General features: G+C 65.3%; 24 protein-coding genes. 11 read left to right on the top strand and 13 right to left on the bottom strand.

What is annotated here, in order from left to right; translation table 11 throughout:
* The first annotated feature begins 256 nt into the window (after positions 1–256).
* Positions 257–1,147 (top strand): hypothetical protein, encoded by an 891-nt coding sequence (locus JQ586_RS29930; RefSeq protein ID WP_212398228.1) that lies wholly within the window; start codon positions 257–259, stop codon positions 1,145–1,147.
* A 13-nt stretch (positions 1,148–1,160) separates the two neighbouring features.
* On the opposite strand, the gene JQ586_RS29925 is transcribed toward JQ586_RS29930, so the two are convergent.
* Both JQ586_RS29925 and rpsU read right to left on the bottom strand, forming a co-directional pair.
* Positions 1,161–1,763, bottom strand: a complete 603-nt coding sequence (locus JQ586_RS29925; RefSeq protein ID WP_312017036.1) for a tetratricopeptide repeat protein — start codon at positions 1,761–1,763, stop codon at positions 1,161–1,163.
* Between the two features lie 168 nt (positions 1,764–1,931).
* Positions 1,932–2,231, bottom strand: a complete 300-nt coding sequence (rpsU, locus tag JQ586_RS29920) for a 30S ribosomal protein S21 (protein ID WP_212398226.1) — start codon at positions 2,229–2,231, stop codon at positions 1,932–1,934.
* Positions 2,232–2,496: 265 nt separating this feature from the next.
* On the opposite strand from rpsU, the gene aqpZ reads away from it, so the two are divergent.
* On the top strand, positions 2,497–3,219 hold the full coding sequence (gene aqpZ, locus JQ586_RS29915) for an aquaporin Z (RefSeq protein WP_212398225.1): 723 nt from the start codon (positions 2,497–2,499) through the stop codon (positions 3,217–3,219).
* Positions 3,220–3,275: 56 nt separating this feature from the next.
* On the opposite strand, the gene JQ586_RS29910 is transcribed toward aqpZ, so the two are convergent.
* Together JQ586_RS29910 and purE are read right to left on the bottom strand one after the other, a co-directional pair.
* Positions 3,276–4,379 (bottom strand): 5-(carboxyamino)imidazole ribonucleotide synthase, encoded by a 1,104-nt coding sequence (locus JQ586_RS29910; RefSeq protein ID WP_212398224.1) that lies wholly within the window; start codon positions 4,377–4,379, stop codon positions 3,276–3,278.
* Positions 4,376–4,864, bottom strand: coding sequence for a 5-(carboxyamino)imidazole ribonucleotide mutase (gene purE / locus JQ586_RS29905; RefSeq protein WP_212398223.1), 489 nt, complete (start codon positions 4,862–4,864; stop codon positions 4,376–4,378). The genes JQ586_RS29910 and purE overlap by 4 nt, the downstream gene beginning before the upstream one ends.
* 146 nt (positions 4,865–5,010) lie before the next feature.
* Between purE and JQ586_RS29900 the strand changes: the two genes are divergently transcribed.
* The gene (locus JQ586_RS29900; RefSeq protein WP_212398222.1) at positions 5,011–5,703 is read left to right on the top strand and encodes a GGDEF domain-containing protein; all 693 of its coding nucleotides are present in this window, start codon (positions 5,011–5,013) and stop codon (positions 5,701–5,703) included.
* Between the two features lie 46 nt (positions 5,704–5,749).
* Here JQ586_RS29900 and JQ586_RS29895 read toward each other — a convergent pair whose 3' ends face one another.
* The 3 genes from JQ586_RS29895 to JQ586_RS29885 form a co-directional block, all read right to left on the bottom strand.
* Positions 5,750–6,001 carry a hypothetical protein gene (locus tag JQ586_RS29895; protein ID WP_212398221.1) on the bottom strand — a complete coding sequence of 84 codons (252 nt, stop codon included), beginning with the start codon at positions 5,999–6,001 and terminating at the stop codon, positions 5,750–5,752.
* A 112-nt stretch (positions 6,002–6,113) separates the two neighbouring features.
* Positions 6,114–6,323 (bottom strand): hypothetical protein, encoded by a 210-nt coding sequence (locus JQ586_RS29890; protein WP_212398220.1) that lies wholly within the window; start codon positions 6,321–6,323, stop codon positions 6,114–6,116.
* A gap of 199 nt (positions 6,324–6,522) precedes the next feature.
* On the bottom strand, positions 6,523–6,729 hold the full coding sequence (locus JQ586_RS29885) for a YdcH family protein (protein WP_029085523.1): 207 nt from the start codon (positions 6,727–6,729) through the stop codon (positions 6,523–6,525).
* A 244-nt stretch (positions 6,730–6,973) separates the two neighbouring features.
* On the opposite strand from JQ586_RS29885, the gene JQ586_RS29880 reads away from it, so the two are divergent.
* Complete coding sequence (locus JQ586_RS29880) at positions 6,974–7,159, top strand: YdcH family protein (protein ID WP_212398219.1); 186 nt, start codon at positions 6,974–6,976, stop codon at positions 7,157–7,159.
* A gap of 85 nt (positions 7,160–7,244) precedes the next feature.
* Here JQ586_RS29880 and JQ586_RS29875 read toward each other — a convergent pair whose 3' ends face one another.
* A complete protein-coding gene (locus tag JQ586_RS29875; RefSeq protein ID WP_212398218.1) occupies positions 7,245–8,348 on the bottom strand; it encodes an NAD(P)/FAD-dependent oxidoreductase in 1,104 nt (367 codons plus the stop codon).
* 247 nt (positions 8,349–8,595) lie between these two features.
* Here JQ586_RS29875 and JQ586_RS29870 point away from each other — a divergent pair, with 247 nt between their 5' ends.
* From JQ586_RS29870 to JQ586_RS29860, 3 genes are all read left to right on the top strand, one after another.
* Positions 8,596–11,286, top strand: a complete 2,691-nt coding sequence (locus JQ586_RS29870; RefSeq protein ID WP_212398217.1) for an EAL domain-containing protein — start codon at positions 8,596–8,598, stop codon at positions 11,284–11,286.
* 347 nt (positions 11,287–11,633) lie between these two features.
* Positions 11,634–13,157, top strand: coding sequence for an ABC-F family ATP-binding cassette domain-containing protein (locus JQ586_RS29865; RefSeq protein ID WP_312017035.1), 1,524 nt, complete (start codon positions 11,634–11,636; stop codon positions 13,155–13,157).
* Positions 13,158–13,225: 68 nt separating this feature from the next.
* Positions 13,226–14,692, top strand: a complete 1,467-nt coding sequence (locus tag JQ586_RS29860; protein WP_212398215.1) for a glycerol-3-phosphate dehydrogenase — start codon at positions 13,226–13,228, stop codon at positions 14,690–14,692.
* Here JQ586_RS29860 and JQ586_RS29855 read toward each other — a convergent pair.
* The gene (locus tag JQ586_RS29855) at positions 14,673–15,995 is read right to left on the bottom strand and encodes a tetratricopeptide repeat protein (RefSeq protein WP_249148339.1); all 1,323 of its coding nucleotides are present in this window, start codon (positions 15,993–15,995) and stop codon (positions 14,673–14,675) included. The two genes, JQ586_RS29860 and JQ586_RS29855, sit on opposite strands and share 20 nt — an antisense overlap.
* Before the next feature lie 216 nt (positions 15,996–16,211).
* On the opposite strand from JQ586_RS29855, the gene JQ586_RS29850 reads away from it, so the two are divergent.
* The 3 genes from JQ586_RS29850 to JQ586_RS29840 are packed head-to-tail and all read left to right on the top strand — an operon-like array spanning position 16,212 to position 19,032.
* Positions 16,212–17,312: an ABC transporter ATP-binding protein gene (locus JQ586_RS29850; protein WP_249148346.1), complete on the top strand. Its 1,101-nt coding sequence runs from the start codon at positions 16,212–16,214 to the stop codon at positions 17,310–17,312.
* Positions 17,309–18,223 carry an ABC transporter permease gene (locus JQ586_RS29845; RefSeq protein ID WP_212398213.1) on the top strand — a complete coding sequence of 305 codons (915 nt, stop codon included), beginning with the start codon at positions 17,309–17,311 and terminating at the stop codon, positions 18,221–18,223. Before JQ586_RS29850 ends, JQ586_RS29845 begins: the two co-directional genes overlap by 4 nt.
* On the top strand, positions 18,223–19,032 hold the full coding sequence (locus JQ586_RS29840; protein ID WP_212398212.1) for an ABC transporter permease: 810 nt from the start codon (positions 18,223–18,225) through the stop codon (positions 19,030–19,032). The genes JQ586_RS29845 and JQ586_RS29840 overlap by 1 nt, the downstream gene beginning before the upstream one ends.
* A gap of 4 nt (positions 19,033–19,036) precedes the next feature.
* Here the strand turns inward: JQ586_RS29840 and JQ586_RS29835 are convergent, their stop codons facing one another.
* From JQ586_RS29835 to JQ586_RS29820, 4 genes are all read right to left on the bottom strand, one after another.
* Positions 19,037–19,888: a carbohydrate ABC transporter permease gene (locus JQ586_RS29835; RefSeq protein WP_212398211.1), complete on the bottom strand. Its 852-nt coding sequence runs from the start codon at positions 19,886–19,888 to the stop codon at positions 19,037–19,039.
* A complete protein-coding gene (locus tag JQ586_RS29830) occupies positions 19,885–20,757 on the bottom strand; it encodes a carbohydrate ABC transporter permease (protein ID WP_212398210.1) in 873 nt (290 codons plus the stop codon). Before JQ586_RS29830 ends, JQ586_RS29835 begins: the two co-directional genes overlap by 4 nt.
* A gap of 68 nt (positions 20,758–20,825) precedes the next feature.
* Positions 20,826–22,169, bottom strand: a complete 1,344-nt coding sequence (locus tag JQ586_RS29825) for an ABC transporter substrate-binding protein (RefSeq protein WP_249148344.1) — start codon at positions 22,167–22,169, stop codon at positions 20,826–20,828.
* A gap of 207 nt (positions 22,170–22,376) precedes the next feature.
* Positions 22,377–24,323: an AsmA family protein gene (locus tag JQ586_RS29820; RefSeq protein WP_212398208.1), complete on the bottom strand. Its 1,947-nt coding sequence runs from the start codon at positions 24,321–24,323 to the stop codon at positions 22,377–22,379.
* 241 nt (positions 24,324–24,564) lie between these two features.
* On the opposite strand from JQ586_RS29820, the gene JQ586_RS29815 reads away from it, so the two are divergent.
* Positions 24,565–25,272, top strand: a complete 708-nt coding sequence (locus JQ586_RS29815; protein WP_212398207.1) for a CoA transferase subunit A — start codon at positions 24,565–24,567, stop codon at positions 25,270–25,272.
* Positions 25,273–25,279 lie beyond the last annotated feature (7 nt).

The following is a 25,279-nucleotide window of genomic DNA, read 5'->3' as shown; positions in this document are numbered from 1 at the left end:
CGGGCCGACGGGGGAACCGCGGGTCCGGAATGGCCGGTTGCTGTCTGTGGATGTGGAAATTCATCGGCTGTTAACGCTTGCGCGTTGATCTAAAAGGCGGATGCGGCAGCGATTATTGTTCGCGACGCGGCGTCCGGCTGAAATGTGACACCAAAGGTGACGGCGGAACAGGCGTTTGCCACCGATCCGACGCAGTTGATCCCTTAATGTGCCTCAAAGTTCCAGCATGAGATTCCGGGGCGGGGAGTGGCAGGCCATGCTGAGTTACTTGAAGAAATTCGTGATGGACATCTTGCCCTCGGTGGCAGCGACCATCATTGGGGCCTACATCGTCAACCACTACATCGTCGCCAAGCCCACCGTGCCCGCCACAGCCGCGGTGTCGGCTGCCGCCGACCCCAAGAATGACCCAAAGGGCGATCCCAAGGTCGAGGCCGCTGCCAAGCCGGCCGAGAAGCCCACCGTTGTCAGCAGCCTCCCCGAAGCCGGCGTGAAGGCCAAGGGCATGTCCGAGCGGACGCTGATCGAGCGTTCGGCCTCCGAGAAGGCTCCCGTCACCGAGAAGGCGCCCGTTACCGAGAAGCCCGCCGAGAAATCAGCCGAACCGAAGACGGCTGATGCGCCGGTCGAGACCGCCAGCATTCCAGCCGAGCCGCATCACGCAAACCGTGACGCCAACGACCTTGCCCGCGCGGCGATCGAGCGGCTCCGCAAGGAGAGCCCGGCCCGTGCGCAGGAGGCTTCGCGCTCCCAGGACGCTTCGCGCTCCCAGGAGGCTTCGCGCTCCCAGGAGGCTTCGCATGCCCAGGAGGCGCCGCGCGCGACCGAAGTCGCCCGCCTGCCCGACGCGCCGCGCGCCGTGGCCGCGCCCGGCGTCCGGCCGCTGCCGCCGCCGATCATGGTGTCCAACCCGGCCAGCGAGAATGTCGACCCGTCTTCGCAGCCGAGCCCGCCTTCCGGCGCCGATGCCCAGGATCCGAACCGGCTGACGCCTCCGGCCGACATCCCGGTCCCGGTGGTGCAGATTCCGCCGCTTGATCTGCGCGCCGAGGCCACCATGCCGGCGTCGAAGGACGGGCACAGGTCGGTGGCCGATGACATGCTGTCCAGCATGAAGTCGGTGTTCCACGCCGTCCTGCCTAAATAGCGAAACTGAAGGCCTATCCGCCGGTGCGGGCCAGGCCGCTGCGTGCGACCTCGTCCCGCGGCCGTAGCGCCAGCGCGCGGTTGTAGGAGGTGGCGGCCTTGGCCTTGTCGCCGAGCCGTTCATAGGCCTGACCGCGGGCGCTCCACGCTGCGCCGCTGTTCGGATCGGCCTGCACGGCCTCGTCGAGATCGCTGGCCGCTTCCCTGGCCTTGTCGAGCGCGAGATAGCTGGTGGCACGTCCGAGCAGCGGCTCGACCTTCTGCGGCGACAAGCCGTTGGCCGCGGTGAAATCCTCGATTGCCTGCTGATGCTGCCCCTGACCCTGGTAGATCAGCCCGCGGCCGTAGAGCGCCTGAACGTTGTAGGGATCTGCAGCCAGTGCCTGGTCGAATTCGGCGAGCGCTTCGTCGGCCTTGCCGGAGCGCGCCAGCACCTGACCACGCGTCGCGTGATCCCTGGCGTCGCTGATGTTCTGAGCGGTGATCGTATCGGCGGGCTTCTCGGCGGCAGCGGCCGGCTTCGGCTTGTCGTCCGAGCCGCCCCATGATCCGAGGTCGAACGAGCAGCCACCCAGGGGCAAGGCGAGTACGACTGCGACGACGGCGAGTTGCCTCACCCGGTGACGACGGTCCGCAGGTCCGAAGCGGGAGGGAGACGCCGGGGCAGCCATTATGCAAAACGCTCTTGGAGGTAATTTTGCATTGGTAACCCGGAACGCCGTCTGTTCAAAACAACAACGCGGGCCCTGGGCCCGCGTTGTCAGACTTTCAGATCAGCAAACGGTTCAGCGCGGGCCGCGACCAGCGCCTGCGCCTCCACGGCCACCGGCGCCGCGTTCACCACCCGGGCCGGCGCCGAACACCGGCTTCGGCTTCATCGGCAGCAGGCCTTCGCGCTGCAGCTTCTTGCGCGCCAGCTTGCGCGCGCGGCGCACCGCCTCGGCCTTTTCGCGGGCCTTCTTCTCGGAGGGCTTTTCGTAGTGACCGCGGAGCTTCATCTCGCGGAAAATGCCCTCGCGCTGCATCTTCTTCTTCAGCGCCTTCAGGGCTTGGTCGACATTGTTATCGCGGACGAGAACCTGCACGCGGCATCCTCTTTTGCATTGATCGGTTCGGAATTCTGGTAAAGCGAAGGGGCGGCAAAAGGCCAGCCTCTTAACCCTAGGCGCGCGCATGTATCAGACAAACGAACAGATGTCCACCGGTGGAATGACTTTCGGGCCTAGTAAAGCCATCAAATGCGGCGAAACTGCCCCTGTGCGGCCCTGATTTGGGAGGTTTCGCGCCAGGATCGGGGCTGTTCCCGGAGTTTCGACCAACTCCGGACATTGGAAATAGGGGAGATGCAACATGGACATGAAGAAATATGCCGCCGAGGCCATCGGCACGTTCTGGCTCACATTTGCGGGCTGCGGCAGCGCGGTGATTGCGGCCGGATTCCCGCAGGTCGGGATCGGCCTGGTCGGCGTATCGCTGACCTTCGGGCTGAGCGTGGTCACCATGGCCTACGCGATCGGCCACATCTCGGGCTGTCATCTCAATCCGGCCGTCACGGTCGGGCTCGCCGCCGGCGGGCGCTTCCCGACCGGCCAGATCCTGCCCTACATCATCGCGCAGGTCGCGGGTGCAATCGTTGCGGCCGCGCTGCTCTACGTGATCGCCAGCGGCGCGCCGGGATTCGATGTCGCCAAGGGGTTCGCCTCCAACGGCTATGACGCCCATTCGCCGGGCCAGTACGGCCTGGTCGTGTGCTTCCTCACCGAAGTGGTGATGACCATGATGTTCCTGTTCGTCATCATGGGCGCGACCCATGGCAAGGCGCCGGCCGGCTTTGCGCCGCTCGCGATCGGGCTCACGCTGGTGATGATCCATCTCGTCAGCATTCCCGTCACCAACACCTCGGTGAATCCGGCGCGCAGCACCGGGCCGGCGCTGTTCGTCGGCGGCTGGGCGCTGGCGCAGCTCTGGCTGTTCTGGATCGCGCCCCTGATCGGCGGCGCGCTTGGCGGCGTGATCTATCGCTGGCTCAGCGAAGAGCCGACAGGAATCGTCGCCGGTGTGAAGACGGCCTGATCGGGGGACGGGATCGTGATCGCCACGATCCCGTTCTCATCGATGTGTCGCAGGAGCTAGGGCTTGCGGGGCGGCGCCACTTCCGTGACGTGGCCCATCTTGCGGCCGGGGCGCGGTGCGCCCTTGCCGTAGAGATGCACGGTGGCGCCCGGAACGGTCAGCCACTGCTCGTAGCTCAGGATATCGTCGCCGATCAGGTTGGTCATGGTGACCGCGCCGTGGCGCACCGGCTTGCCCAGCGGCCAGCCGGCGATCGCGCGGATGTGCTGCTCGAACTGCGAGATGGAGGCGCCGTCGAGCGTCCAGTGGCCGGAATTATGCACGCGCGGCGCGATCTCGTTGACCAGCACGGTCGGCGTGCCCTTGCCTGAGACCACGAACATCTCGACCGCGAGCACGCCGACATAGTCGAGTGCGGCGGCGATCTTTCCGGCGATCGCGCGCGCCTGCGTCGCGAGCTCGTCGGAGATCGCCGCCGGCGCGCGCGAGATTTTCAGGATGTGGTCGCGATGCTCGTTCTCGGTGACGTCGAAGCACTCGACCTCGCCGGTGGCCGAGCGCGCCGCGATCACCGAGATCTCGCGCTCGAACGGTACGAACGCCTCGAGGATCGCCGACTTGGTGCCCAGGCTGTCCCAGACCGCATCGAGGTCGTCCCCCTCGCGGATGATCGCCTGGCCCTTGCCGTCATAACCGAAGCGGCGGGTCTTGACGACCGCAGGCAGGCCGATGCGCGCGATCGCCGCGCGCAGGCTGCCGACCGATGTGACATCGGCATAATCAGCGGTGCCGATGCCGAGCCTGCTGACGAAGTCCTTCTCGATCAGCCGGTCCTGCGTGGTTTCCAGGATCTTCTGCGCCGGCAGCACCGGGCGTCGCGCCGCCAGCACCAGGGCGGTTGCCGCCGGCACGTTCTCGAACTCATAGGTGACGACGTCGACGTCGTTGGCGAACAACTCGAGCGCCTCGACATCGGCATATTCCGCGCAGGTCGCGCGCTGGACGACGTCGAAGGCCGGCGAATCCGGATCGGGTGAAAACACCTGGCAGCGCAGCCCGAGGCGCGCCGCCGCCATGGCCAGCATCCGCCCCAATTGCCCGCCGCCGAGGATTCCGATGGTGTCGCCCGGCTTCAGCTTCAAAGTATCGGAAGCCGTCACGCCGAGGCCTCCGGATGGTCCTTGACCGCGTCGGTCTGCTGCTGGCGCCAGGCCGCCAGCCGTGTCGCCAGCGAGGGGTCGTTGAGGGCGAGCACGCTGGCCGCGAGCAGCGCCGCGTTGATTGCGCCGGCCTTGCCGATCGCCAGCGTTCCCACCGGAATCCCGGCCGGCATCTGCACGATCGAATAGAGCGAATCGACCCCGGACAGCGCCTTCGATTCGACGGGAACCCCGAACACCGGAAGCTCGGTCAAGGCTGCAGTCATGCCCGGCAGGTGCGCCGCGCCGCCGGCGCCCGCGATGATCACCTTATGGCCCGCAGCCTTGGCGCCCTTGGCAAAGGCATAGAGCCGATCAGGGGTCCGATGCGCGGACACGATCCTCTTTTCACAGGCAATGCCGAGCGCCGCGAGCGTCTCGGCGGCATGGCGCATGGTCTCCCAATCGGACTGGCTTCCCATGATGATGGCGATCGGGGCGGTCATGGCTTCAATTCTGTGCAGGAATCCGGAAACGTGGGCCGATTATAGGGACGGCCCGGGCGTCATCCAAGGCGTGGCAAGGGAGTTGGAATGCACTATCCTGTCTTGGTGAATCCCGGCAAGCCTTCATTCAGCAGGCCTCGACAAGGATGCGCATGAAGAAGAGGACAAGGGCGGCCGCCTCCGGGCCTGCAGGACCGCGGAAAGGCGTCGGACCCGGGCGAAAATCCGCACCCGGCCGGGCTGGAACCGCAGCCGTGCCGCGAACCTCGATCGCCTCCGGCGACAAGGCCACGATCCGACGGCTGCGGGCACAGCTGGCGCGGGCCCAGGCCCGGATCGATGAACTGCAGGCCTCTGCCGAGACTGATTTTCTGCTCGATATCCCGAACCGGCGTGGCTTCGAGCGCGAACTCATCCGGGCAATCGCCTTCATCAAGCGCTATCGCGCCGCCGCTGCGCTGATCCTGCTCGACGTCGACCGTCTCAAGCCGATCAACGATACGTTCGGTCACGCGGCAGGCGACGAGGTGCTGAAGGCGATCGTCGCGACGGTCTCGGGCCAGGTGCGCGCCTCCGACGTGGTCGGCCGTCTCGGCGGCGACGAGTTCGCGGTGCTGCTGTGGAATCTCAGCGAGACCGACGCGAGGGCCAAGGCGGCGATGCTGGAAGCGTCGATCGACCGCCTGGCCTTCGTGTTCGGCGGCAGCCACGTCGTGGCGGGCGCCTCGGCCGGCGTCGCTATTCTCAATCCGCAATCCGACGTCGAGCGCGCCCTCGAGGAGGCTGACCGGGCCATGTATGTACGCAAGGCGCAGCGGCGGCACGAGGTGCAGACTTAGAGCACGATCTTCTCGGAAAACGCTACGCACTTTTCCGGGTCATGCTTTAAAGCGTGCTCAAATCCTCAGGCACGTTGCCGAAGGTCCGCAGCAGCTTGGCATCGCCGAATTCGCCGATCGCAGGATCGCCTGTGCGGCTGAACGCGACCGCGCCGATGCTGCCCGGCATCCGCGACATCATCTCGGCCCGCCGCAGCGCGGTCGCCGAGCTCTGGCATTCCTCGGCATTGCCCGCGACCGGCGCGCCGTCGTTATCCTGCGTGAACGGCAGCGCCACGTAGTAGGTGACATCGGCCATCGATTTGCTCCCCTCAAAGCGTTTTCGAGCGAAGTGGATACCGGTTCGCGTGAAGAAAACGCGTCAAAAAAAACAACGGAGCCATTCCGACTTCATCGAAACGGATCCATGGTCAAGCCGCGTTGGTGGCCTCCTGCGATCGCGCCGGCACGCAGCCGGCGTTGATCGCTGCCTGCAATTCCTCGAGCTCCGTCTCCAGATATTCGTTGGCCATGATCAGCGCCTTGATGGTGCTGCGCAGGTTGCCGTCGCACATCGCGATCGCCTGATCGCAGGCCTGCTCGTAGCGGCTGTTGTCGGGCAGGGAAGACGGTGCGGGCATGGCGAAACTCCCTTTTCTGTGGCGGCATCTCTGGACTGGCGGCACCGCATGTTCTCTTTTTGTTCTCAGCGAGTCAAGGGCCAGAAACTGCAAGCATCGAGGCGTTGCCGCGAATGTGAAGCGCGAGGCGCGACTGTGGATCACGGGGAAAAGTCGGGAGGCCTGCCGGCCGAATCCCGTTGCACCACCAGCGTGTGGATCAGGCGATGATATCGGGCGTGATCTGGTCTTCGATGAAGGCGATGCGATCGCGCAATTGCAGCTTCCGCTTCTTCAGGCGCTGCAGCATCAACAAATCCGGCGCCGGCGACTGATGCAGCGCGTCGATCGCGGCGTCGAGGTCGCGGTGTTCTTGTTGCAGACGCGCGAGCTCGGCGTGGAGTTCGCGCTCATCCTGGTCGTTCATGGTGTATGTTGACTGATAAACACGATGAGGTTGTAACGGGCGAAGCGCCCGCAGCTTGTCGAAATATCGTCCCTGGGCGCGCGCCGCGCAAGCTGGACCGGTTCCATGGTCAGGATTGCTTACTGAAAACTAAAAAAAATCCCGGCTGCGACATTTTGCGTTTCCCATCGACAGCGTCTTCCACTCGTGTAGACTAATGCGTCCGGATCGAATCTGAGGTTTAACCCGCCGAGGAGAGTTCGTAATGGCAATACAGGCCCATCTCGTCGAACTGGAGCGCAAGCACAAAATTTTAGAAAACGAGTTGCACGAAGCGCTCGTGCATCCCTCCGTAGACGACCTGCATATCTGCGAGCTTAAGCGACGCAAGTTGATGGTTAAGGATCAGATCGAGCGGCTGAGGCAAGCCGCGGACGACACGATCCACTAAATCAGTCCCCCGCAAAGTTTAGCCAGTTTTCCCCGCCGGATGGACGCTCGAATGCGCCCATCTCGTGGGTGGATGCTGCGCTCGCTCAGAGCTCGGCCAATTCGCCGACATGATCGGCGATGGCGAGCGACGAGGTGAGTCCGGGCGATTCGATCCCGAACAGGTTGATCAGGCCGGGCACGCCGTGCTCGGACGGGCCTTGGATCACGAAGTCCTGGGTCGCGACATCTGGCGGCACGATCTTGGGCCGGATTCCCGAATAGCTCGGCATCAGGGCGCCCTCGGGCAGGGTCGGCCAGTATTTCCGGATCGCCGGATAGAACCGCTCGGCCCGTGCCGGGTCGACGGCATAGTCGACGTGATCGATCCACTCGACGTCGGGACCGAACCTGGCCTGTCCAGCCATGTCGAGGGTGAGATGCACACCGAGCCCGCCTGGCTCCGGAACCGGGTAGATCAGGCGCGAGAACGGCGCCCGCGCACTGCAGCTGAAGTAATTGCCCTTGGCGAGGTAGGCAGTCGGAATCATCTCGATCGGCATGCCCTCGATGCCGCGCGCGACCGACGGGGCCCCGAGGCCGGCGGCATTGATCAGGAGATCGCAGGCAAGCGTCATCGGCGCCTCGCCGCCGGTCTCGATCTCGATCCGGCCGGCGGCGGCCTTGGCGCGCAGCAGCGGCGTGTGGAACGCAAACGCCGCGCCGGCTTCCTCGGCCTCGCCGCGCAGCGCCAGCATGTAGGCGTGGCTGTCGATGATGCCGGTCGAGGGCGAGAGCAGCGCCGCGTCGCAGCTCAGGGCCGGCTCCAGCGCCCGCGCCGCATCGCCCGACAACAGCTGCATGTCATCGACGCCGTTGGCCGCCGCATGCGCGCGGATCGATTGCAGCTTCTCGGTTTCGGCGGGCGTGGTGGCGACGATCAGCTTGCCGCAATTCTTGTGCGGGATACCGTGCTCGGCGCAGTAGCGGTACAGCGCGCGCTTGCCGCTGACGCACATCCGCGCCATCAGGCTGCCGGCGCGGTAGTAGATGCCGGCATGAATCACCTCGCTGTTCCGCGACGAGGTCACGGTGCCGATCCCCTCGGCCTCCTCGATGACGACAACCTCGCGCCCGGCCTGCGCCAGCCGGCGCGCCACCGCGAGGCCGATCACCCCCGCTCCGACGATCACACAATCAACCCTGTCCATCTCGTCCTGCAACCTTGCGGATCAGCGCCGCGGCGAGCCGCCGTCGCGCCCGATCATCATCGTTTCGTTCGGCCGCCGTCGTCCAGCAAGTGCTTGGGCCGTCTCCATTAGTTCCCGTTAGTGTACTATTAATCATGTCAGGGCAATTGCCGTAAATTGAGACGCATTTTGCGGTTGCATCGCACCGCGTTTACCCGATCCAAACCGCCAAAGTCAGACACTCCCGGCGGAAATCCGCGGGTGACTGATGGCTGACAGGACGAGGCAGGCGGGCGGGAAGGATTCGATTCCGGCAAAGGCCTTGCTTTGCCTGATCGCTATCGCCATGCCCGGCGGCTTCGCCCGGGCGGACTCCGGCGCGTTCGCACCGTCGGGCCTGCTCGGTGACCTCGAGCCCAATGTGATCTGGGAACTGCTGATCGGCGGCGTGGTGTTGGCGTCCTTCATTGGCGCGATCGTGCTGTGGATCGTCACGGCCTTGCGCAAGGTCAAGCGGTCGCAATTGCGGCGCACGGCCCTCATTTCGTCGGCCCTCAATCACCTGAACCAGGGCGTCGTGATGACCGATCCGCGGATGCGGATCGTATTCTGCAACGACCGCTATCTCGAGATCTACGGCCTGTCGCGCGCCGACGTTCCGCGCAACATGACCGGCCCCGAGCTTCTGGAACTGCGGCGCAGGCGCGGCGTGCTCGATGTCGGCGTCGATGACTTCTACGCAAGAGCCGCAGCCCCCGAGGGGCTGATCACCGAACTGCCGAACGGCAAATCGGTGCTGGTGAGATATTTCCCGTTGCCGAACGGCGGCTCGATCGCAACCCACCTCGATTGCACCGACCAGCGCAGGTTGTCGCGCAAGCTTGCCTCGACCACGCAGTTCCTCGAGTCGGTGCTCGACAACGTCCCGGTCTGCGTCGCCGCCAAGAACATCGAGGATGGCCGCTACATCTTCGCCAACCGCGCGTTCGAGCGGTTCTCCCGCTTCGCGCGCGATCACATCATCGGCAAGCGCGCCGAGGAGATCTTCAGCCGGGAGACCGCCGCCAGCATCGAGGCTGCGGACCAGGCGGCCGTGAAGGCGCCGGAAGGCTATCACCGCAGCGAATTGCTCATCGAGCGCAGCTCGGAAAAGCGCATCCTCGCCTCCAATCGCGTCATCGCCCGCAACGAGGCCGGCGAGCCGGAATTCCTGATCGCCCTGTTCGAGGACGTCACCGACCGCCGCTCGCTGTCGCGCGAGCTCGAGAACAACAAGAAGTTCCTCGAGCTCGTGGTCGACAATATCCCGGTCTCGCTGATCGTCGAGCGCGTCAGCGACGGCCGCTATCTGCTGGCCAATCGCAGCGCCGAGACGATCCTCAACCGGCGCCGCGAGGATGCCACCGGCCTCACCGCAGCGGACATCTTCAATCCGCGCGAAGCCAAGCTGATCATCGCCCGCGACGAGGCCGCGATCCGCAAGCGCGGCATGATCGCCGAGGAGCATCCGATCTCGACCAAGGACGGCTTGCGGCTGTTCCTGACCCGCCGCATGACCGTGCTCGACGACAATGGCGAGCCGCAATATCTGATCAAGACCCATGAGGACGTCACCGACCGGCGCCAGACCGAGTCGCGGATGGCGCATATGGCCTATCATGACGGCCTGACCGATCTGCCGAACCGGGCCGCATTCCTGCAGGCTCTGGCCCAGATGATCGAGGCGTGCGCCGGCACTGACGAGGAGTTTGCCGTACTCTGCGTCGACCTCGACGGGCTGAAGGAGATCAACGACGTCTTCGGCCATGCGATGGGCGACAAGGTGCTGATCGAGGTCGGGCAACGCCTGCAGGCCGTCGCGCGCGGCGGCGTGGTGGCGCGGCTGTCCGGCGACGAATTCGGGCTCATCATCGACGGCAAGCAGCCTGCGGCGGGCATCGCGCTTGCCGAACAGGCTGCCGAAGCGCTGGGGCGGGATTTCGCCATCGACGGCAAGTCGGTCCGCACCGGCCTCACCACCGGCATTTCGGTATTCCCGCACAATGGCTCGGATGCGGCTTCGCTGCTCGCCAATGCCGGCGCGGCGCTGTTCCGCGCCAAGGGGAAGTCGCGCGGCACCATCTCGATCTACGAGCCCGAGATGGATCAGCAGATCCGCGACCGCCGCGTGCTGCACCAGGAACTGTCGGTCGCGATCAAGAACGGCGAATTGTCGCTGTATTACCAGCCGCAGGCCGCGACGGCTGTGTCGGCCACGGCGAGCGAGGCGGTCGGCTTCGAGGCGCTGGCTCGCTGGCATCATCCGGTGCGCGGCTTCGTACCGCCCGGCGACTTCATCCCGCTCGCGGAGGAGAGCGGATTGATCGTCGAGATGGGCGAGTGGATCCTGCGTGAAGCCTGCCGCGAGGCGGCCTCCTGGGCGATGCCGCTGCAGGTCGCTGTCAACCTGTCGCCGGCGCAATTCACCCATGGCGACCTCGTCGGCCTCGTTCACTCGATCCTGCTCGAGACCGGGCTTACGCCCGACCGGCTCGAACTCGAAATCACCGAAGGCGTCCTGATCGAGGATTTCGACCGCGGCCTGTCGCTGCTGCGGCGGCTGAAGGCGCTCGGCGTGCGCATCTCGATGGACGATTTCGGCAGCGGCTATTCCTCGCTGAGCTACCTGCAGGCGTTCCCGTTCGACAAGATCAAGATCGACCGCGCCTTCGTCATCAATCTCGGCCGCAACCCGCAATCGGCCGCGATCGTGCGCGCCGTCATCGATCTCGGGCACGGCCTCGAAATGTCGATCGTCGCCGAGGGCGTCGAGACCGAGGAGCAACTCGCCTTCCTCGCGGAGGAGGGCTGCGACGCCGTGCAGGGCTACCTGATCGGCAAGCCTGCGCCGATCGGCCAATATGCCGCGCTCGTCGGCGGCGCTGGCAACGTCATGGAGCCTGCGCGCAAGACCGCATAAGGCCGCGGTGCGTGGGACCGGGCTGCTTGCCTTGAGCTGCATGTCCGGCTACTCTCGATGCGCCACATCGTTCAACCGAGAAAGGAGGGCTGCGCCGTGGCGACATTCGTCGATCACCACTTCAAGCGTGGCCCCGTCACAGCCCTGCAAATGCGTTTGCAGGGCTGACCGGAAACTTCTCTTCATTTCTTCCTGGTCTGCCCTTCGTTGGCCGTGCGGCGTCGAACGTTTGAGCGTTTCGCGCCTGCATTGAATCACCCGCCGCGCTTCGACACGCACATCCGATGACTGCTGCCTGCTGGCACGCCCCGGGATGTCGTGATTGCCGGCAAGACCAGAGAACGATCGTGACCCTCATCAATATCCGCAATCTCGGCGTGACGCTGAACGCGCCGCTGTTTTCCGAGTTGAACCTCGTCGTCAATGCCGGTGACCGGATCGGGCTCGTCGCCGGCAATGGCCGCGGCAAATCCTCGCTGCTCCGCTGTATCGCCGGTGCGATCGAACCGAATGAGGGTGAGATCACCCGATCGCGCGGGCTGACCGTCGGCCATGTCGAGCAGGACGCTCCGCCGCATCTGCTCGATATGCCGTTCCACAGGGCGGTGCGCGACGCCATCACGAAGGATCAGCGCGCCGGCGAGGGCTGGCGGGTCGACGTGGCCCTGCAATCGCTCGAGGTGCCCGATGACCTCTGGGGAAGGCCGCTCAAGCACCTGAGCGGCGGCTGGCTCCGGTTTGCCGTGCTTGCCCGTGCCCTGGTGACCGAGCCCGATGTATTGCTGCTCGACGAGCCGACCAATCACCTCGATCTTGCCAAGATCGGGCGGCTCGAAGCCTGGCTGAATACGCTGCCACGCGAGATGCCGGTGGTGATTGCGAGCCACGATCGTGCCTTTCTCGATGCGACCACGAACCGGACCTTGTTCCTGCGTCCGGAACGGTCGCAACTGTTCTCACTGCCCTACACGGCGGCGCGCGCCGCCGTTGACGAACTCGACGCCTCGGAGGAGCGGCGCTATCGGCGCGACATGAAGGCGGTTCGGCAGCTCCGCCAGCAGGCTGCGAAGCTGAACAATCTCGGCATCAATTCCGGCAGCGACCTGCTGCTCTCGAAAACCAGGCAGCTGAAGCAGCGCGCGGAGAAGCTCGTGGAGACGGCAAAGACCGCGCATGTGGAGCGTTCGACCGGAACGATCCGGCTCGCCAATCGCGACACCCACGCCAAAGTCCTGATCACGCTGGCCAACATCCCCATCACGTCGCCAGATGGGAGGCTGCTGTTCAGGACCGGCCCGCAGTTCATTTGCAAGGGTGATCGGATTGCGCTGCTCGGAGCCAATGGCGCGGGCAAGACCCGGCTGGTCGCAACGTTGCGCCAAGCGATCGAGCACCCCGAGGCGGCATTGGCCGGGATCAAGGCCACCGGGTCGCTGGTTCTCGGCTATTGCGATCAGGCGCTTGCTGATCTCGTGGACGCCGACACGCCGATGCATACGCTGACCCGCCGCTTCGCTGTCGGCGAGCAGCGGGCGCGCGCCTTGCTCGCCGGCGCCGGCCTGTCGATCGAGATGCAGAGCCGTCCGCTCGGGCGGCTTTCGGGCGGCCAAAGAGCGCGTCTCGGCATGCTGTTGCTGCGGCTGACCCAGCCGAATTTCTATCTTCTCGATGAGCCGACCAACCACCTCGACATCGAGGGTCAGGAGGCCTTGGAGGAAGAACTGATGGAGCATCAGGCGAGTTGCCTGCTGGTGTCTCACGACCGCCAGTTCGTGCGAACGGTGGCAAACCGGTTCTGGCTGATCGAAGGGAGGAAGCTGAGCGAAATCGATAGCCCGGAGCGCTTCTTTGCGTCGGTCGCCGCACGCTAAGTCCGGGTCTCGATGCAATTTCGTGCGAGACGTATTCAGTTTGCACGGAAATGCGATAGGCGTTGCGCATGGCGGACTACGATCTTGCGATCATCGGCGGCGGCTTGAACGGCACGAGCGTGGCGCGTGATGCGGCCGGCCGCGGCCTGCGCGTCGTGCTGCTGGAGCAGGGCGATCTCGGCTCCGGCGCTTCGTCGGCCTCGCCGCGGCTGGTCCACGGCGATCTCGCCGGGCTGGAGCGGCGGGAGTTCCTCCGTGTCCATGCGGCGTTGAGGGAGCGTGACGTCTGGCTGCGCATCGCGCCGCATCTGGTGCGGCCTGCGCGCTTTGCCATTCCGGAACATACCGAGGAGCGGCCGCCATGGCAGTTGCGCTTGTGGCTGCTGCTGTACGACCGGCTCGCCTCGCGCAGCGGCCTGCCGTGCTCGGCGACCGTGGACGTCACTCACCATCCGGTCGGCAATGCGCTGAAGCGGCCGTTCGGCACCGCCTACGAATATTCCGACTGCATCGTCGACGATTCCCGGCTCGTGGTGCTCAACGCCGTCGATGCTGCCGCGCGCGGTGCCGATATCCGCACCGGCGCGCGCGTGACACGAGCCGACCGCGGTTCGGTCTGGCGGCTGATCGTGATCGATCGCGGCTATCGCCGGGTGATCACGGCGCGATCGCTGGTCAGCGCGACCGGAGCGTGGGCGGCGTCGGTGGCGGACACCGTCCTGCGCGTGCCCGCGCCGCCGCTCGGCACGGTCCAGGTCAACCAGATCGTGGTACGCAGTCTGTTCGACAGCGACAACATCTACGTGTTCCAGAACCGCGACCGGCGGCTGATTTTCGCCAGTCCCTATGAGCGCGATTTCACCCTGATCGGGTCGGTCGATAGCGCCTTCAAGGGCGACCCGGCCGCCATCGCGATGAGCATGCAGGATATCGCCTATCTCTGCGACGCGGCCAATCGCTATTTCCGCGAGCAGATTTCCCCGGTTGATGTGGTGCGAACGGTCTCCGGCGCCAACTCCGTCATCGCGCCCGGCCACCTGCACAGGCGCGACGGGGCGATGACCCTCGATGCCAGACGCGGCAAGGCGCCGTTGCTCGCGATCTTCGGCGGCGACGTCACGACCTCGCGGCGCCGTGCCGAGCGTGCCGTCTCCGAGTTCACGCGGTTCTATCCGATGGGGGCGCGCTGGACTGCGAAGACGCCAATGCCCGGCGGCGATTTCGCGTGGTCCCGTTTCGAGACCGAGGTCGATATTGCCCGCGACCGCTGGCGGTTCCTCGGCGAAGATCAGGCGCGCCGGCTGGTCGCGGCCTATGGGCTGAACGTCGAGGACCTGCTCGGAGATGCGAAGCAGAAGGCCGATCTCGGCCCCGCGTTCGGCCCGGAGCTGACGGCTGCGGAGGTGCGCTATCTCATGCGCAAGGAATGGGCGCGCTTTCCCGATGACATCCTGTGGCGACGGTCGAAGCTCGGACTGACCATGGCGCCGGCCGATCGCGACGCGCTCGCGGCATTCATGGCGACGGCTGGCTGAGCGCGGCCTCCTTCGACCAGGCCAGGTCGCGCCGCGACGGGCGGCGATGCAGCCGGTCCGAGATCAGGTCTCGCGCCTGCCGACCCTGACCGGCGCGCAGGCAGGCCAGGATGAACGTGTCCTCCCACAACTCCCGCTGCGCGTGGCTGCCGCCGATCCGCACCAGCTCCGGCATCAGCGGCGCGAGGATGCGGACGGCCTCGCCGTGATCGCCCGCGGCGAAGGCCGCAATGCCCTGGCAGAGGCCGATCGCGGAAGGGCCCGGCGCGAGCTTGCCGCCGGCCTGCCGCGCCTCCATCTCGGCAAGCCGCGTCTTGAGCGCACCGCCGGTGGTCGTGGCGGCGACCAGCGCGTGGTGCACGTCGGCGAAATGGACGCCGGCCTTCGGGAAATATCCCTCGCCATAGGCCGCGACATCCTTCCAATGCTGCTCGAGCCCGGTCTTTCCGGCGAGCGAAAGGCGCCACAGCAGCGAGGCCGTATCGGTGTAGATGTTGAGCGGCGGATAGGGCCGGCCCGCCGGCTTGATATGGCGCTCATAGATGTCGAGCGCGCCGTCGGCATCACCCTCTTCGATCGCGATCAGCGCGAGATGCCAGGCAAGGTGTCCCTGCAGGAAGCTGGTGCGGTCATTCGCCGGCAGCCATGCCGACAGGAAGGCACGGCCTTCCGTCCCGTCGCCCTGCTCGAACAATGCATGAGCCATCGCATGCGCGGCTCCGGCGTTCTCCGGCTTCAAGGTATAGCCGCGCTCGGTGATGGCGCGCCCCGTGACGACATCGCCGGCCTCGGTCTTCGACCAGCCGAGATAGGTCAGGAACCACCAGTCATCGCCGTAGTCGCGTGCATGGCGTTCGCTGATTGCAAGCCGCGCCGCGTCGTGATCGGCTCGGCCCGAGAAGGCGTAGAGGCCGAAGGCGCCGAGCAGCAGCGACAGCACCTGCGCGTCGCGCGGGTAGTCCTCCAGATGCTGCTCGGCTGCAGCTGTCGCCTTTCTGGCCTGGCCCTCGATCACCGACGCGATGATCTCGATATGCTGGCGTTCGCGCGGGCTTGCCGCTGCGGCCAGTTGCCGGGCTTTCGCCGCTTCGGCGCGGGCATCGCTGCCTTCCATGTTGAGCTGGTGCACGCGGGCGCGCCCGATATGCGCCACCGCGAAATCAGGATCCTCGGCGATCGCCGCGTCGAACGCCGCACCCGCGCCGTGCAGGGCGGCGAGCGTGCGGTCGACACCGTCGACATAGCAGGCAGCGGCGCGATCCGAAGTGGTCGTCAGCGGCAGGCCGTAACGGTCATGGTTCATCGGTTGTCCTTCCCGAATTGGGTTCGAAGTCTAGCAGAGGCGTCGGCTCCGACAATATTGCGGGAGATGTCGCGTGAAGCAGTTGAGCCGGTGACGATCCGTCGCTAGCTTGCGGCGATGATCGGATCGGCGGGGGAATCGGGGCTGACGAGCGTGACAGCAGGCGAAGCGAGTGCGGAGGCGGCCAAACCGTTGCCTGAACCGATCGTGTCCGACATGCCTCTGCTGCGCATCGAGGGCGTCGCCAAATCGTTCGGCAATTTCCGCGCAGTCGACCGGCTCTCGCTCGATATCCGTGCCGGCGAGTTCTTCGCGTTGCTTGGTCCGAGTGGCTGCGGCAAGACCACGCTGCTGCGCCTGCTCGCCGGCTTCGAGGCACCGGACGAGGGCCGCATCCTGCTCGGCGGCAACGACATCGCGCAGGTGTTGCCGCACGAGCGGCCCGTCAACATGATGTTCCAGAATTACGCGCTGTTTCCGCATCTGTCGGTGCGCGACAACATCGCCTTCGGCCTTAAGCGCGCCGGAATGGCGCGCGCCGATATCAAGACCCGCGTCGCCGAAATGGTGGCGCTGGTCAAGCTCGAGGGACTGGAGAGGCGCAAGCCGGACCAGCTCTCCGGCGGCCAGCGGCAGCGCGTCGCGCTGGCGCGCTCGCTGGCGCGCCGGCCGCAGGTGCTGCTGCTCGACGAGCCGCTGGCGGCGCTCGACAAGAAGCTGCGCGAGAGTACGCAGGCTGAGCTGATGGAGCTGCAGCGCCGGCTCGGGATGACCTTCATCATCGTCACCCACGACCAGGAGGAGGCGATGACGATGGCCGGCCGGATCGGCGTGATGGACGCCGGCCGTCTCGTCCAGGTCGCCACCCCGCGCAATCTCTACGAGGCGCCGGCGACGCGCTGGATCGCCGAGTTCGTCGGTGACATCAACCTGTTCAACGGCCAGGTCGTCGGCCGCGAGCACAGCCGACTGGCGGTCGCGACCTCGGACGCCGGCACGCTCGCTGTCAGCGAGCTGTGGCCGCCGGTGACGAAGGAGATCGTCAGCGTCGCCATCCGGCCCGAGAAGGTGAAGCTGTCGCGCCGCGCGCCAGCCTCGGACGAGGGCGCTTCGCACATGATCAACCGCCTCGAAGGCGTCGTCGTCGACGTCAACTATCTCGGCGGCATCACCACCTACAAGGTGAAGCTGGAGTCGGGGGCGCTGGTGCGCTCGTCGATGGCCAACACCGCGCGGCTTGATGTCGATGCCTATCTCGCCGGCCAGCGTGTCGTGGCCTGGTTCACGGCCGACGACTGCCTGGTGCTGGAACAATGAGCGCGCGCCGCATCTTCGCCCGGCCGGCGCGGCTCGCCGCGGTCGCTCCATACCTCTGGATGGTGCTGTTCTTCCTGGTGCCGTTCGGTTTCGTGCTGAAGATCAGCCTGTCGCAGACCGCCATAGCGCAGCCACCCTATACGCCGGTGTTCGATGTCACCGAGGGACGCCAGGCTCTGACCGCGGCCCTTGCGCAATTGTCGTTCGATAATTTCAAGCTGCTGGTATCAGACGACCTGTACATCCTGTCCTATCTCCGCAGCCTGACCGTCGCGGTGACCTCGACACTGATCCTGCTGCTGATCGGCTATCCGATCGCCTACGGCATGGCGCGGCTGCCGCAGCGCTGGCAGGGCATCGCGATGATGCTGGTCATCGTGCCGTTCTGGACATCGTTCCTGATCCGCATCTATGCCTGGATCAACATCCTGCAGCATGACGGGCTGCTCAATCAGATTCTGCTGACGCTTCACATTGTCTCGGCGCCGGTGGTCTGGCTGTCGACCGACAGCGCGATGTATCTCGGCATCGTCTACTCCTATCTGCCGTTCATGATCCTGCCGCTCTATGCGACGCTGTCCAGGATGGACGCCTCGGTGCTGGAAGCGGCGAGCGATCTCGGCGCCTCGCCGCGGCAGGCGTTCTGGCTGGTGACGTTCCCGCTGTCGCTGCCGGGCGTCGCCGCCGGCGCGCTGCTCTGCTTCATCCCGATCGTCGGCGAGTTCGTGATCCCCGATCTGCTCGCCGGCTCGAACTCGCTGATGATCGGGCAGACGCTGTGGCTGGAGTTCTTCACCAACAAGGACTGGCCGGTGGCGTCCGCCGCTGCGGTCGCGCTGCTGCTCCTGCTGGTGCCGCCGCTCGTGCTCTATGACCGCCTGCAACGGCGCCAGCTCGAGGGTGGCCGGTAATGGCCGTCGGCAGGATCACCCGCTTCAACATGACGTCGCTGGCGCTGGGGCTGGCCTTCCTCTATCTGCCGATCGTCATCCTGATCATCTATTCGTTCAATGCCTCGCGGCTGGTCAATGTGTGGGGCGGCTGGTCGCTGCGCTGGTACCATGAGTTCTTTGGCGACCGCGCCATGCTGGACGCGGCCTGGATGAGCCTCTCCGTCGGCGCGGTGTCGGCAACGCTTGCGACCCTGCTCGGTACGCTGGCGGCGATCGGCCTTGCCCGCGGCGAGCGGTTCCGCGGGCGGGCGCTGTTCTCCGGCATGCTGTATTCACCGCTGGTGATGCCGGAGGTGATCTCCGGATTGTCGCTGCTGCTGCTGTTCGTCGCCTTGAACGCCGAGCGCGGCTTCTGGACCGTGACGATCGCCCACACCACGCTGACGATGTGCTTCGTCACCGTCGTGGTGCAGTCGCGCCTGACTTCGCTCGACCGCAGCCTCGAGGAGGCCGCGATGGACCTCGGCTGCGATCCGCTGCGCGCGTTCCTGCTGGTGACGCTGCCGCAGATCGTGACGGCCATCGTCGCCGGCTGGATGCTGGCCTTCATCCTGTCGCTCGACGACGTCGTGATCGCGAGCTTCACCACCGGTCCCGGCTCGGCCACGCTGCCGATCCGGATCTATTCCGAGGTCCGGCTCGGGGTGAAGCCCGAGATCAACGCGATCTGCACGCTGGTGATCGGGCTGATCGCTGTCATCATCGTCATCGCCTCGTTCGCCTCGAAGCTGTCGAGCACCCGGGGTGAGAGCGCCGCGCCGTTCTGAAACCTCACGACTTGACTGCCCCTGCGGTCAGCCCGCCGACCATGTAGCGCTTGAAGGCGTAGTAGATCGCGGCCGGCGGCAGCGCATAGATGAAGCCGGTGGTCATCAGCAACTCCCATGGCGAGTCGTCGGCGGAGAGAAAGTTGCCGAGCGCGACCGGGAGCGTGATGTCGGTGTCGTTCGAGAGCAGCAGGAACGCGTAGAGATACTCGTTCCAGGCCAGCAGGATCGCATAGGTGCCGATGGCGACCAGCGAAGGCATCATCAGCGGCAGATAGACCAGGCGGAACAGTTGCAGCGTGCTGGCGCCGTCCATGGTCGCGGCTTCGTCGAGCTCGACCGGCAGCTTGTCGGACGCCTGCTTCAGCACCCAGATCGCGTAGGGCGATGCGATCGTCACCATCGCCAGGATCAGCGACAGGTGAGTGTTGAGCAGGCCGTAATTGCCCATGGTGCGGTACATCGGCACGGCGAGGAACGCCGCCGGGATGAAATAGGTGAACAGCGCGAGATTCATCACGGCGCGACCGCCCGGCACGCGCAGCCGCGAGATCGAGAACGCGGCGGCGGTGGCGACGAACAGCGTCAGCGCGCCGACGGCAACCGCGATCACGGTCGAATTCCAGAACTGGATCCAGAAGTCGCGCAGGAAGTAATGCTGCTGGTTGAACACGATCGAGAAATTATGCAGCGTCGGATGGTCCGGCCACAGCTTGCCCGAGAACGCGTCCTCCTTCGGCGAGATTGCGAACACGAACATGTGGTAGATCGGCACCATGGTCCAGATGAAGACCGGGATGCCGATCAGCAGCAGCTTGGCGTCGGTGCCGACTTCGCGGAGGGTGGGCAGCTTCATCGCGACAACCGTTTCATCATGAAATAGACAAGTGGCAGTACGAACGGCATTGCGCAGACGATCGAGGCCATCGCGAGCGAGAGCTGGTCGAGCCTGAGGTAGCGGATGCCGAGCGTCGACAGCACATGGGTGAGGTCGGCGGGCCCGCCGCCGGTGAGCAGATAGACGCTGTTGAAGTCGCCGAGCGTCCATATCATCGAGAGCAGCGTGCAGGTGATGTAGAGCGTCTGCATCGACGGCCAGGTGATGAAGCGGAACTTCTGCCACCAGTTCGCGCCGTCGACGTCGGACGCCTCGTACAGATCGTGCGAGATGGCGAGCCGCCCGGTCAGCAGGATCAGGGTCCAGAACGGCAGCGATTTCCAGATGTGGACGCCGATCGCCATCGCGAGTGCCACCGCTGGATCGTTCAGCCAGTTCGGGCCGTCGTCGCCGGTGAACTTGAAGATCAGCTGATTGACCATGCCCCATTCGGGATTGAGCATGAAGCGCACCGACAGGATGGTCGGGATCGACGGCACCGCCCAGGGCAGGATGAAGATCACCGACAGCCATCTGATCCAGGGGCGCTGCTGGGCGAAGAAGCCGGACAGGAACAGTGCGATCAGCATCTTGATGTTGATGCCGATGACCAGGAAGATCAGCGTGTTGACCGCGGCGCGCGCGAAGATCGGATCGTTGTAGAGCGCCACATAGCTCGCCGGCTGCCGCGCCAGCCACAGGCCGTAGCAGACCGGATAGAGCACGAAGGCGAGAAATACCAGGAGATAGGGCGTCAGCAGCACGATGCCCCAGACCTGCGGCGGCGTCAGCCGCGCCGACAGCGGCGGCGAGGGGACTGCATCGGGGCCAGTGAGCGTGATCGCCATGGTCGCTAAACTCGTCTCGTTGAGAGAGCCCCTCGCCCCGCGAAGTGCGGGGAGAGGGGAAGATCATATCAGCCCGCGACCTGCTTGATGCGGGCAATCAGTTCGTCGACCGCCTTGTCGACCGGCACCTTCTCGCTGACCACGCGGTTCATGGCCTTGGCCCAGACGTTCTCGTTGTTCAGGATGGTGAACTTCCAGTTCTTGGTAAAGTCGAACGGTGCAGTGCCCCCGGTGAACTGGTTCCAGACGGCCTTGCGATGCCGGTCAGCCTGCCAGAACGGGCTGGCCTGGCTGGCCTTGGTCACCGGGAACCAGCGCCCGAGCGCACCCTCGATATAGGGTCGGACATTGTCCTCCTGCATCAGGAAGCTGATGAACTGCTTGGCTTCCGCCTTGTTCTTGGCGTTGGCGAAGATCAGCCCGGTCTTGACGTCGGAGCGGTAGCGGATCGTCGAACCATCCGGCGCCTTCGGGAAGGACGCGGTGATGATGTCGTGCTCATAGGCCTGCTTGCCGGCGGCGCGCTGCGCGTCGGTTAGCGCCGGATTGGTTGAATCCTCGAACCATTTCGCAGCGATCGAGATCGTGAAATTGTGCGTCATCACGATCGTCTTGTTGTGGAAGGCGACGTTGTTGTCCGGGTCCTTCCAGGTCGTCGAAGAGGGCGGCGTGCAGCCCTTGATATAGGTGTCGGTATAATCCTTCAGCGCGTGGATCAGGCCGTCGCGCACCTTGGGATCGTCGACCAGCAGCTTGCCGTCGTCGTCGACCAGCTTGACGTGATAGGCGTCCATGAAAGTGTAGAACGACTGGAAGGAGTCGGTCGATTCCACGCCCATCGGCTGGCCGACGCCGTAGATGCGCTCGCGGGTCGCCTTGCGGATCGCGGGCTGCACCTTGTCGCACCAGAACGACCAGTAGTCGTTCCAGGTGGTCGGGATGTCCTCCTGCTTGAAGCCGGCCTTTTCCAGCAGGTCCTTCCAGATCTGGACGTGCATGCTCTGCTGCTTCAGCGGGAAGCCGTAATAGGATTTTTTCTTGGTGACGTCGTTGTAGAGCAGCGCCGCCTCCAGCGTGTTCGGCGCGAATGCATCCTTCATCGGCAGCATGATGTCGGAGAGGTCCTCGAGCTTGCCCTCATAGGCCCATTTGCCCTGAGCCTGCACGTCATAGGTGTCGGAATAGGCGACGTCGGGCACGGTGCCGGAATCGAGCGCGGCGACCGTCTTCGGAATCATGTCCTGGATCGCGTATTGCGACAGTTCGACCTTGATACCGGTCTTGGCCTCGAATTTCTTGATGGTGTCGAGCAGTGCGTCGTCTTCGGACTTGTAGAAGCCCTTGCCCCACCAGACCGTGATGGTCTTTTGCTGGGCGAATGCGGGTCCTGCCCCATACACCAGTCCGACCATCGCGACCGCGCCTGACAGCGCTATCAATGCCTTGAATCTCACGTTGCTCTCCCTAACGCTTTGGCCCGGTTATTAACCGGTTAGTTCAAGCATTACCGAATGGTTCCCAATCATTCCAGATGCTTCGCATTCGGCTTAAGCAGCATGCGGCAGGTATCTTGATCCGCTCAGACCACCTCGTACCGCCCGTCCGGGCCAGCGAGCGCGTCAATTCGACTTGGCATTCGCCGCGGCGGCCGGCGCGGTCACCGCGGCATCGGGCACGGCTTGCCGCGCGCCGCCGCCGGTGAAGCGCTCGATGACCGAGCGCACGGCATCCCGGGCCTTGCTGTCCTTGAGCGAATCAAGCAATTGCGAAGCGCCCGGCGAGCGGCGGATCAGGCTGTCGGGATCGGGAAACACCAGGGGATCGTCCCACGGACCCTGTACCACGAACGGCAGATCAAAGCCCTTGCTGCCGCCCGGCGTCGAGTTGAGGCTGGCCACGCCCTTCAGATCATATTCGCGCGACGGCACCGAGGCGGTGCCGGTCAGCGTGATCCGTGCCGCGGGGCCCTCGAGCCGGATATCCTCTGCGGTCGCAACCCCGTCGGCGAACTTCACCGAGACGTTGAGATTTTCATACGGTGTCGAGCCGGAGCGGAAATTGCCGCCGCCCGACAGTGGCCGCCGCTCCAGGCGCCGCAACAGCTGCTCGACATTGAAACCCGCGATCGCGCCGTCATGGCCGGTCAGTGACGCGGTCCCGTCGAGCGATTGCGCGAGCCCGAACGGGCTCGAGCCGGAGGCCATCAGCGAGACGTTGAGGTTGCCGCGGCCCGACAGCTTGTTGATCCCGAACAGCTCGCTGGCACAGGCCTGCAAGTCGACGTCGGTGAACTGCAATTGCGCCCGCACGTCGGCGACGGCGTCCGAGCGCGCGATCGCGAACGAGCCCTTGGCGATGCCGCCATACATCTGCGCCTCGCCGATGCTGAGCGCGAGCGCGCCGCCGCGCAGATTGGCACCGAGCGCGGTGCGGCCGAGCTTCGACGGGCCAACGGTCACCTTGGCCGCCGACAGGCGCATGTCGAGGTCGGTGGTCGAGAGCGACGACAGGTCGAACAACTGCCTGTTCCAGTCGCGCTGGCCGCTCGCCAGGAGCCGGAAGGTCGAGATGTAGGGCGTGAAGTCGAGATTGCCGGCCGCAAGCGTCGCCTGCAGCGTCTGCCGGCCGTTATTGGCGTAGGTCATCACGCCCTCGGCGACGTTGCCGTCGAGTTCGACATTGACATTGGTGAGCGCAACCGAGGCACCGACCACATTGGCGCGCGCCTTCAGCGCGAAGCGGCCGAAGCCGCCGCCGCCGCCCGGCGGCGCCTGGCCCATCCAGCGCAGTGCGCTGCGCAGCGACGGGCTGTCCAGGGTGGCCGTGCCTTCCATCATCAGGCTGGTGCGATTGGCGACGGTTCCGTCGAACGCGACCTTGAGCGGCGCGCTGGCGAGCCGTGCCTTGAGGCCGGAGCGATTACCCGACAACAGCGCGACGAAATCGCTGGCGCTGATCGAGCCGTCGACGCGCTCGCCCCGCCAGTCGAACTGGCCGGTTGCGGCAAAAGAGCGCGAGATCGACGGCCAGGCCAGCGACAGGTCGATATCGCCGAGCTGTTCGTCGACCTGGTTGGCCGTGTCCACATAGTTCAATTCGCCATCCTGGATCCGGATCTCCGAGAACGACACCTGGTTCTCGGCGCCGGGGGTCATCGTCCTGGCGATGGTCTCGACGAACGGTGTCCAGTTGCTCTCGCCATTGGCGTTGCGGACCACATGGATATGTGGCCGGAGCATCATGACGTCGGCGATCTCGAATCGCCGCAGCATCAGCGGCAGCAGGCGCAGGTTGGCGGTCAGCACGTCGACCTGCAGGGCCGGGTCGGCGGTATCGGCGCCCTTGAACCCGACATTGTGGAAGGAAACGTAGCTTCCGGGAAACACCGAGACGTCAATGTTTCCATTGACGACGAGTTCAAGGCCGGTCACGGCGCGGATCTGGGTTTCCACGGCGCGGCGCAGCGCGTCCCGGTTGAGGAACCAGGAATTCGCGGCCAGGCCGATCAGCGCCAGTCCAAGAAGCGCCGCAATCGGCATCCCCAGGCGCTTCATTCCTTGGGCCATTGTCAGTGGCATGTCCGGGTCGGGTTGAATCTGTCGGGTCGTCGTCAAGCTCTGCGGCCGAGATCGAGGCCCGTGCCAACCCACGCAACTTGAAGGGTTTTCTTGACGCTTTCAAGGCCGACCCGATGCCGCAGGCCGGCTTCCGCAGCGGCGCGGGGCCGTCATTGACGCACCGCGAAGATTTCGCCTAATAATCCGCTCTATCACAGCCGTTCCGCGCCCTCGATCAGGTATTCGCTGCATGAACAAGGTTTATCCCGACGCCAAATCGGCACTCGATGGTCTCCTCAAGGACGGCATCATGGTCATGTCGGGAGGTTTCGGCCTCTGCGGCATCGCCGAGACCCTGTCGGACGCGATACGCGACTCCGGCGTGAAGGGGCTGACCGTCGTCTCCAACAATGCCGGCGTCGACGGCATCGGCCTGAGCCGTCTTCTGGAGACGCGCCAGATCAAGAAGATGATCTCGTCCTATGTCGGCGAGAACAAGCTGTTCGCCCAGCAATATCTCGCCGGCGAACTCGAGCTCGAGTTCAACCCGCAGGGCACGCTGGCCGAGCGTATCCGCGCCGGCGGCGCCGGCATCCCGGCCTTCTACACCAAGACCGGCGTCGGCACGCTGATCGCCGAGGGCAAGGAAGTGAAGGAATTCGACGGCGAGAAGTATCTGATGGAGCGCGGCCTGTTCGCCGACCTCGCCATCGTCCATGCCTGGAAGGGCGACACCGCCGGCAATCTGGTCTACCGAAAGACCGCGCGCAACTTCAACCCGATGATGGCGACCGCGGCGAAGGTCACCGTCGCCGAGGTCGAGCACCTGGTGCCGGCCGGCGAGATCGACCCGGACCACATCCACACGCCCGGGATCTTCGTCAAGCGCATCATCGAGGTCGGCAGCGCCAACAAGCGCATCGAGTTCCGCAACACCCGCCCGCGGCCCGCAGCGTAACCGTTTC

The organism is Bradyrhizobium jicamae, assembly GCF_018130215.1.
Classification (GTDB): domain Bacteria; phylum Pseudomonadota; class Alphaproteobacteria; order Rhizobiales; family Xanthobacteraceae; genus Bradyrhizobium; species Bradyrhizobium jicamae_A.
The sequence above is the reverse complement of the archived record's forward strand: the minus strand, read 5'-3'. Positions and strand labels throughout refer to the sequence as shown.

Coding starts and splice junctions, on each gene's coding strand:
- JQ586_RS29930 (WP_212398228.1), top strand. CDS start 257: ATGCTGAGTTACTTGAAGAAATTCGTGATGGACATCTTGCCCTCGGTG.
- aqpZ (WP_212398225.1), top strand. CDS start 2,497: ATGGACATGAAGAAATATGCCGCCGAGGCCATCGGCACGTTCTGGCTC.
- purE (WP_212398223.1), bottom strand. CDS start 4,864: ATGACCGCCCCGATCGCCATCATCATGGGAAGCCAGTCCGATTGGGAG.
- JQ586_RS29900 (WP_212398222.1), top strand. CDS start 5,011: ATGCGCATGAAGAAGAGGACAAGGGCGGCCGCCTCCGGGCCTGCAGGA.
- JQ586_RS29895 (WP_212398221.1), bottom strand. CDS start 6,001: ATGGCCGATGTCACCTACTACGTGGCGCTGCCGTTCACGCAGGATAAC.
- JQ586_RS29890 (WP_212398220.1), bottom strand. CDS start 6,323: ATGCCCGCACCGTCTTCCCTGCCCGACAACAGCCGCTACGAGCAGGCC.
- JQ586_RS29885 (WP_029085523.1), bottom strand. CDS start 6,729: ATGAACGACCAGGATGAGCGCGAACTCCACGCCGAGCTCGCGCGTCTG.
- JQ586_RS29880 (WP_212398219.1), top strand. CDS start 6,974: ATGGCAATACAGGCCCATCTCGTCGAACTGGAGCGCAAGCACAAAATT.
- JQ586_RS29875 (WP_212398218.1), bottom strand. CDS start 8,348: ATGGACAGGGTTGATTGTGTGATCGTCGGAGCGGGGGTGATCGGCCTC.
- JQ586_RS29870 (WP_212398217.1), top strand. CDS start 8,596: ATGGCTGACAGGACGAGGCAGGCGGGCGGGAAGGATTCGATTCCGGCA.
- JQ586_RS29860 (WP_212398215.1), top strand. CDS start 13,226: ATGGCGGACTACGATCTTGCGATCATCGGCGGCGGCTTGAACGGCACG.
- JQ586_RS29855 (WP_249148339.1), bottom strand. CDS start 15,995: ATGAACCATGACCGTTACGGCCTGCCGCTGACGACCACTTCGGATCGC.
- JQ586_RS29850 (WP_249148346.1), top strand. CDS start 16,212: ATGCCTCTGCTGCGCATCGAGGGCGTCGCCAAATCGTTCGGCAATTTC.
- JQ586_RS29845 (WP_212398213.1), top strand. CDS start 17,309: ATGAGCGCGCGCCGCATCTTCGCCCGGCCGGCGCGGCTCGCCGCGGTC.
- JQ586_RS29840 (WP_212398212.1), top strand. CDS start 18,223: ATGGCCGTCGGCAGGATCACCCGCTTCAACATGACGTCGCTGGCGCTG.
- JQ586_RS29835 (WP_212398211.1), bottom strand. CDS start 19,888: ATGAAGCTGCCCACCCTCCGCGAAGTCGGCACCGACGCCAAGCTGCTG.
- JQ586_RS29830 (WP_212398210.1), bottom strand. CDS start 20,757: ATGGCGATCACGCTCACTGGCCCCGATGCAGTCCCCTCGCCGCCGCTG.
- JQ586_RS29825 (WP_249148344.1), bottom strand. CDS start 22,169: ATGGTCGGACTGGTGTATGGGGCAGGACCCGCATTCGCCCAGCAAAAG.
- JQ586_RS29820 (WP_212398208.1), bottom strand. CDS start 24,323: ATGGCCCAAGGAATGAAGCGCCTGGGGATGCCGATTGCGGCGCTTCTT.
- JQ586_RS29815 (WP_212398207.1), top strand. CDS start 24,565: ATGAACAAGGTTTATCCCGACGCCAAATCGGCACTCGATGGTCTCCTC.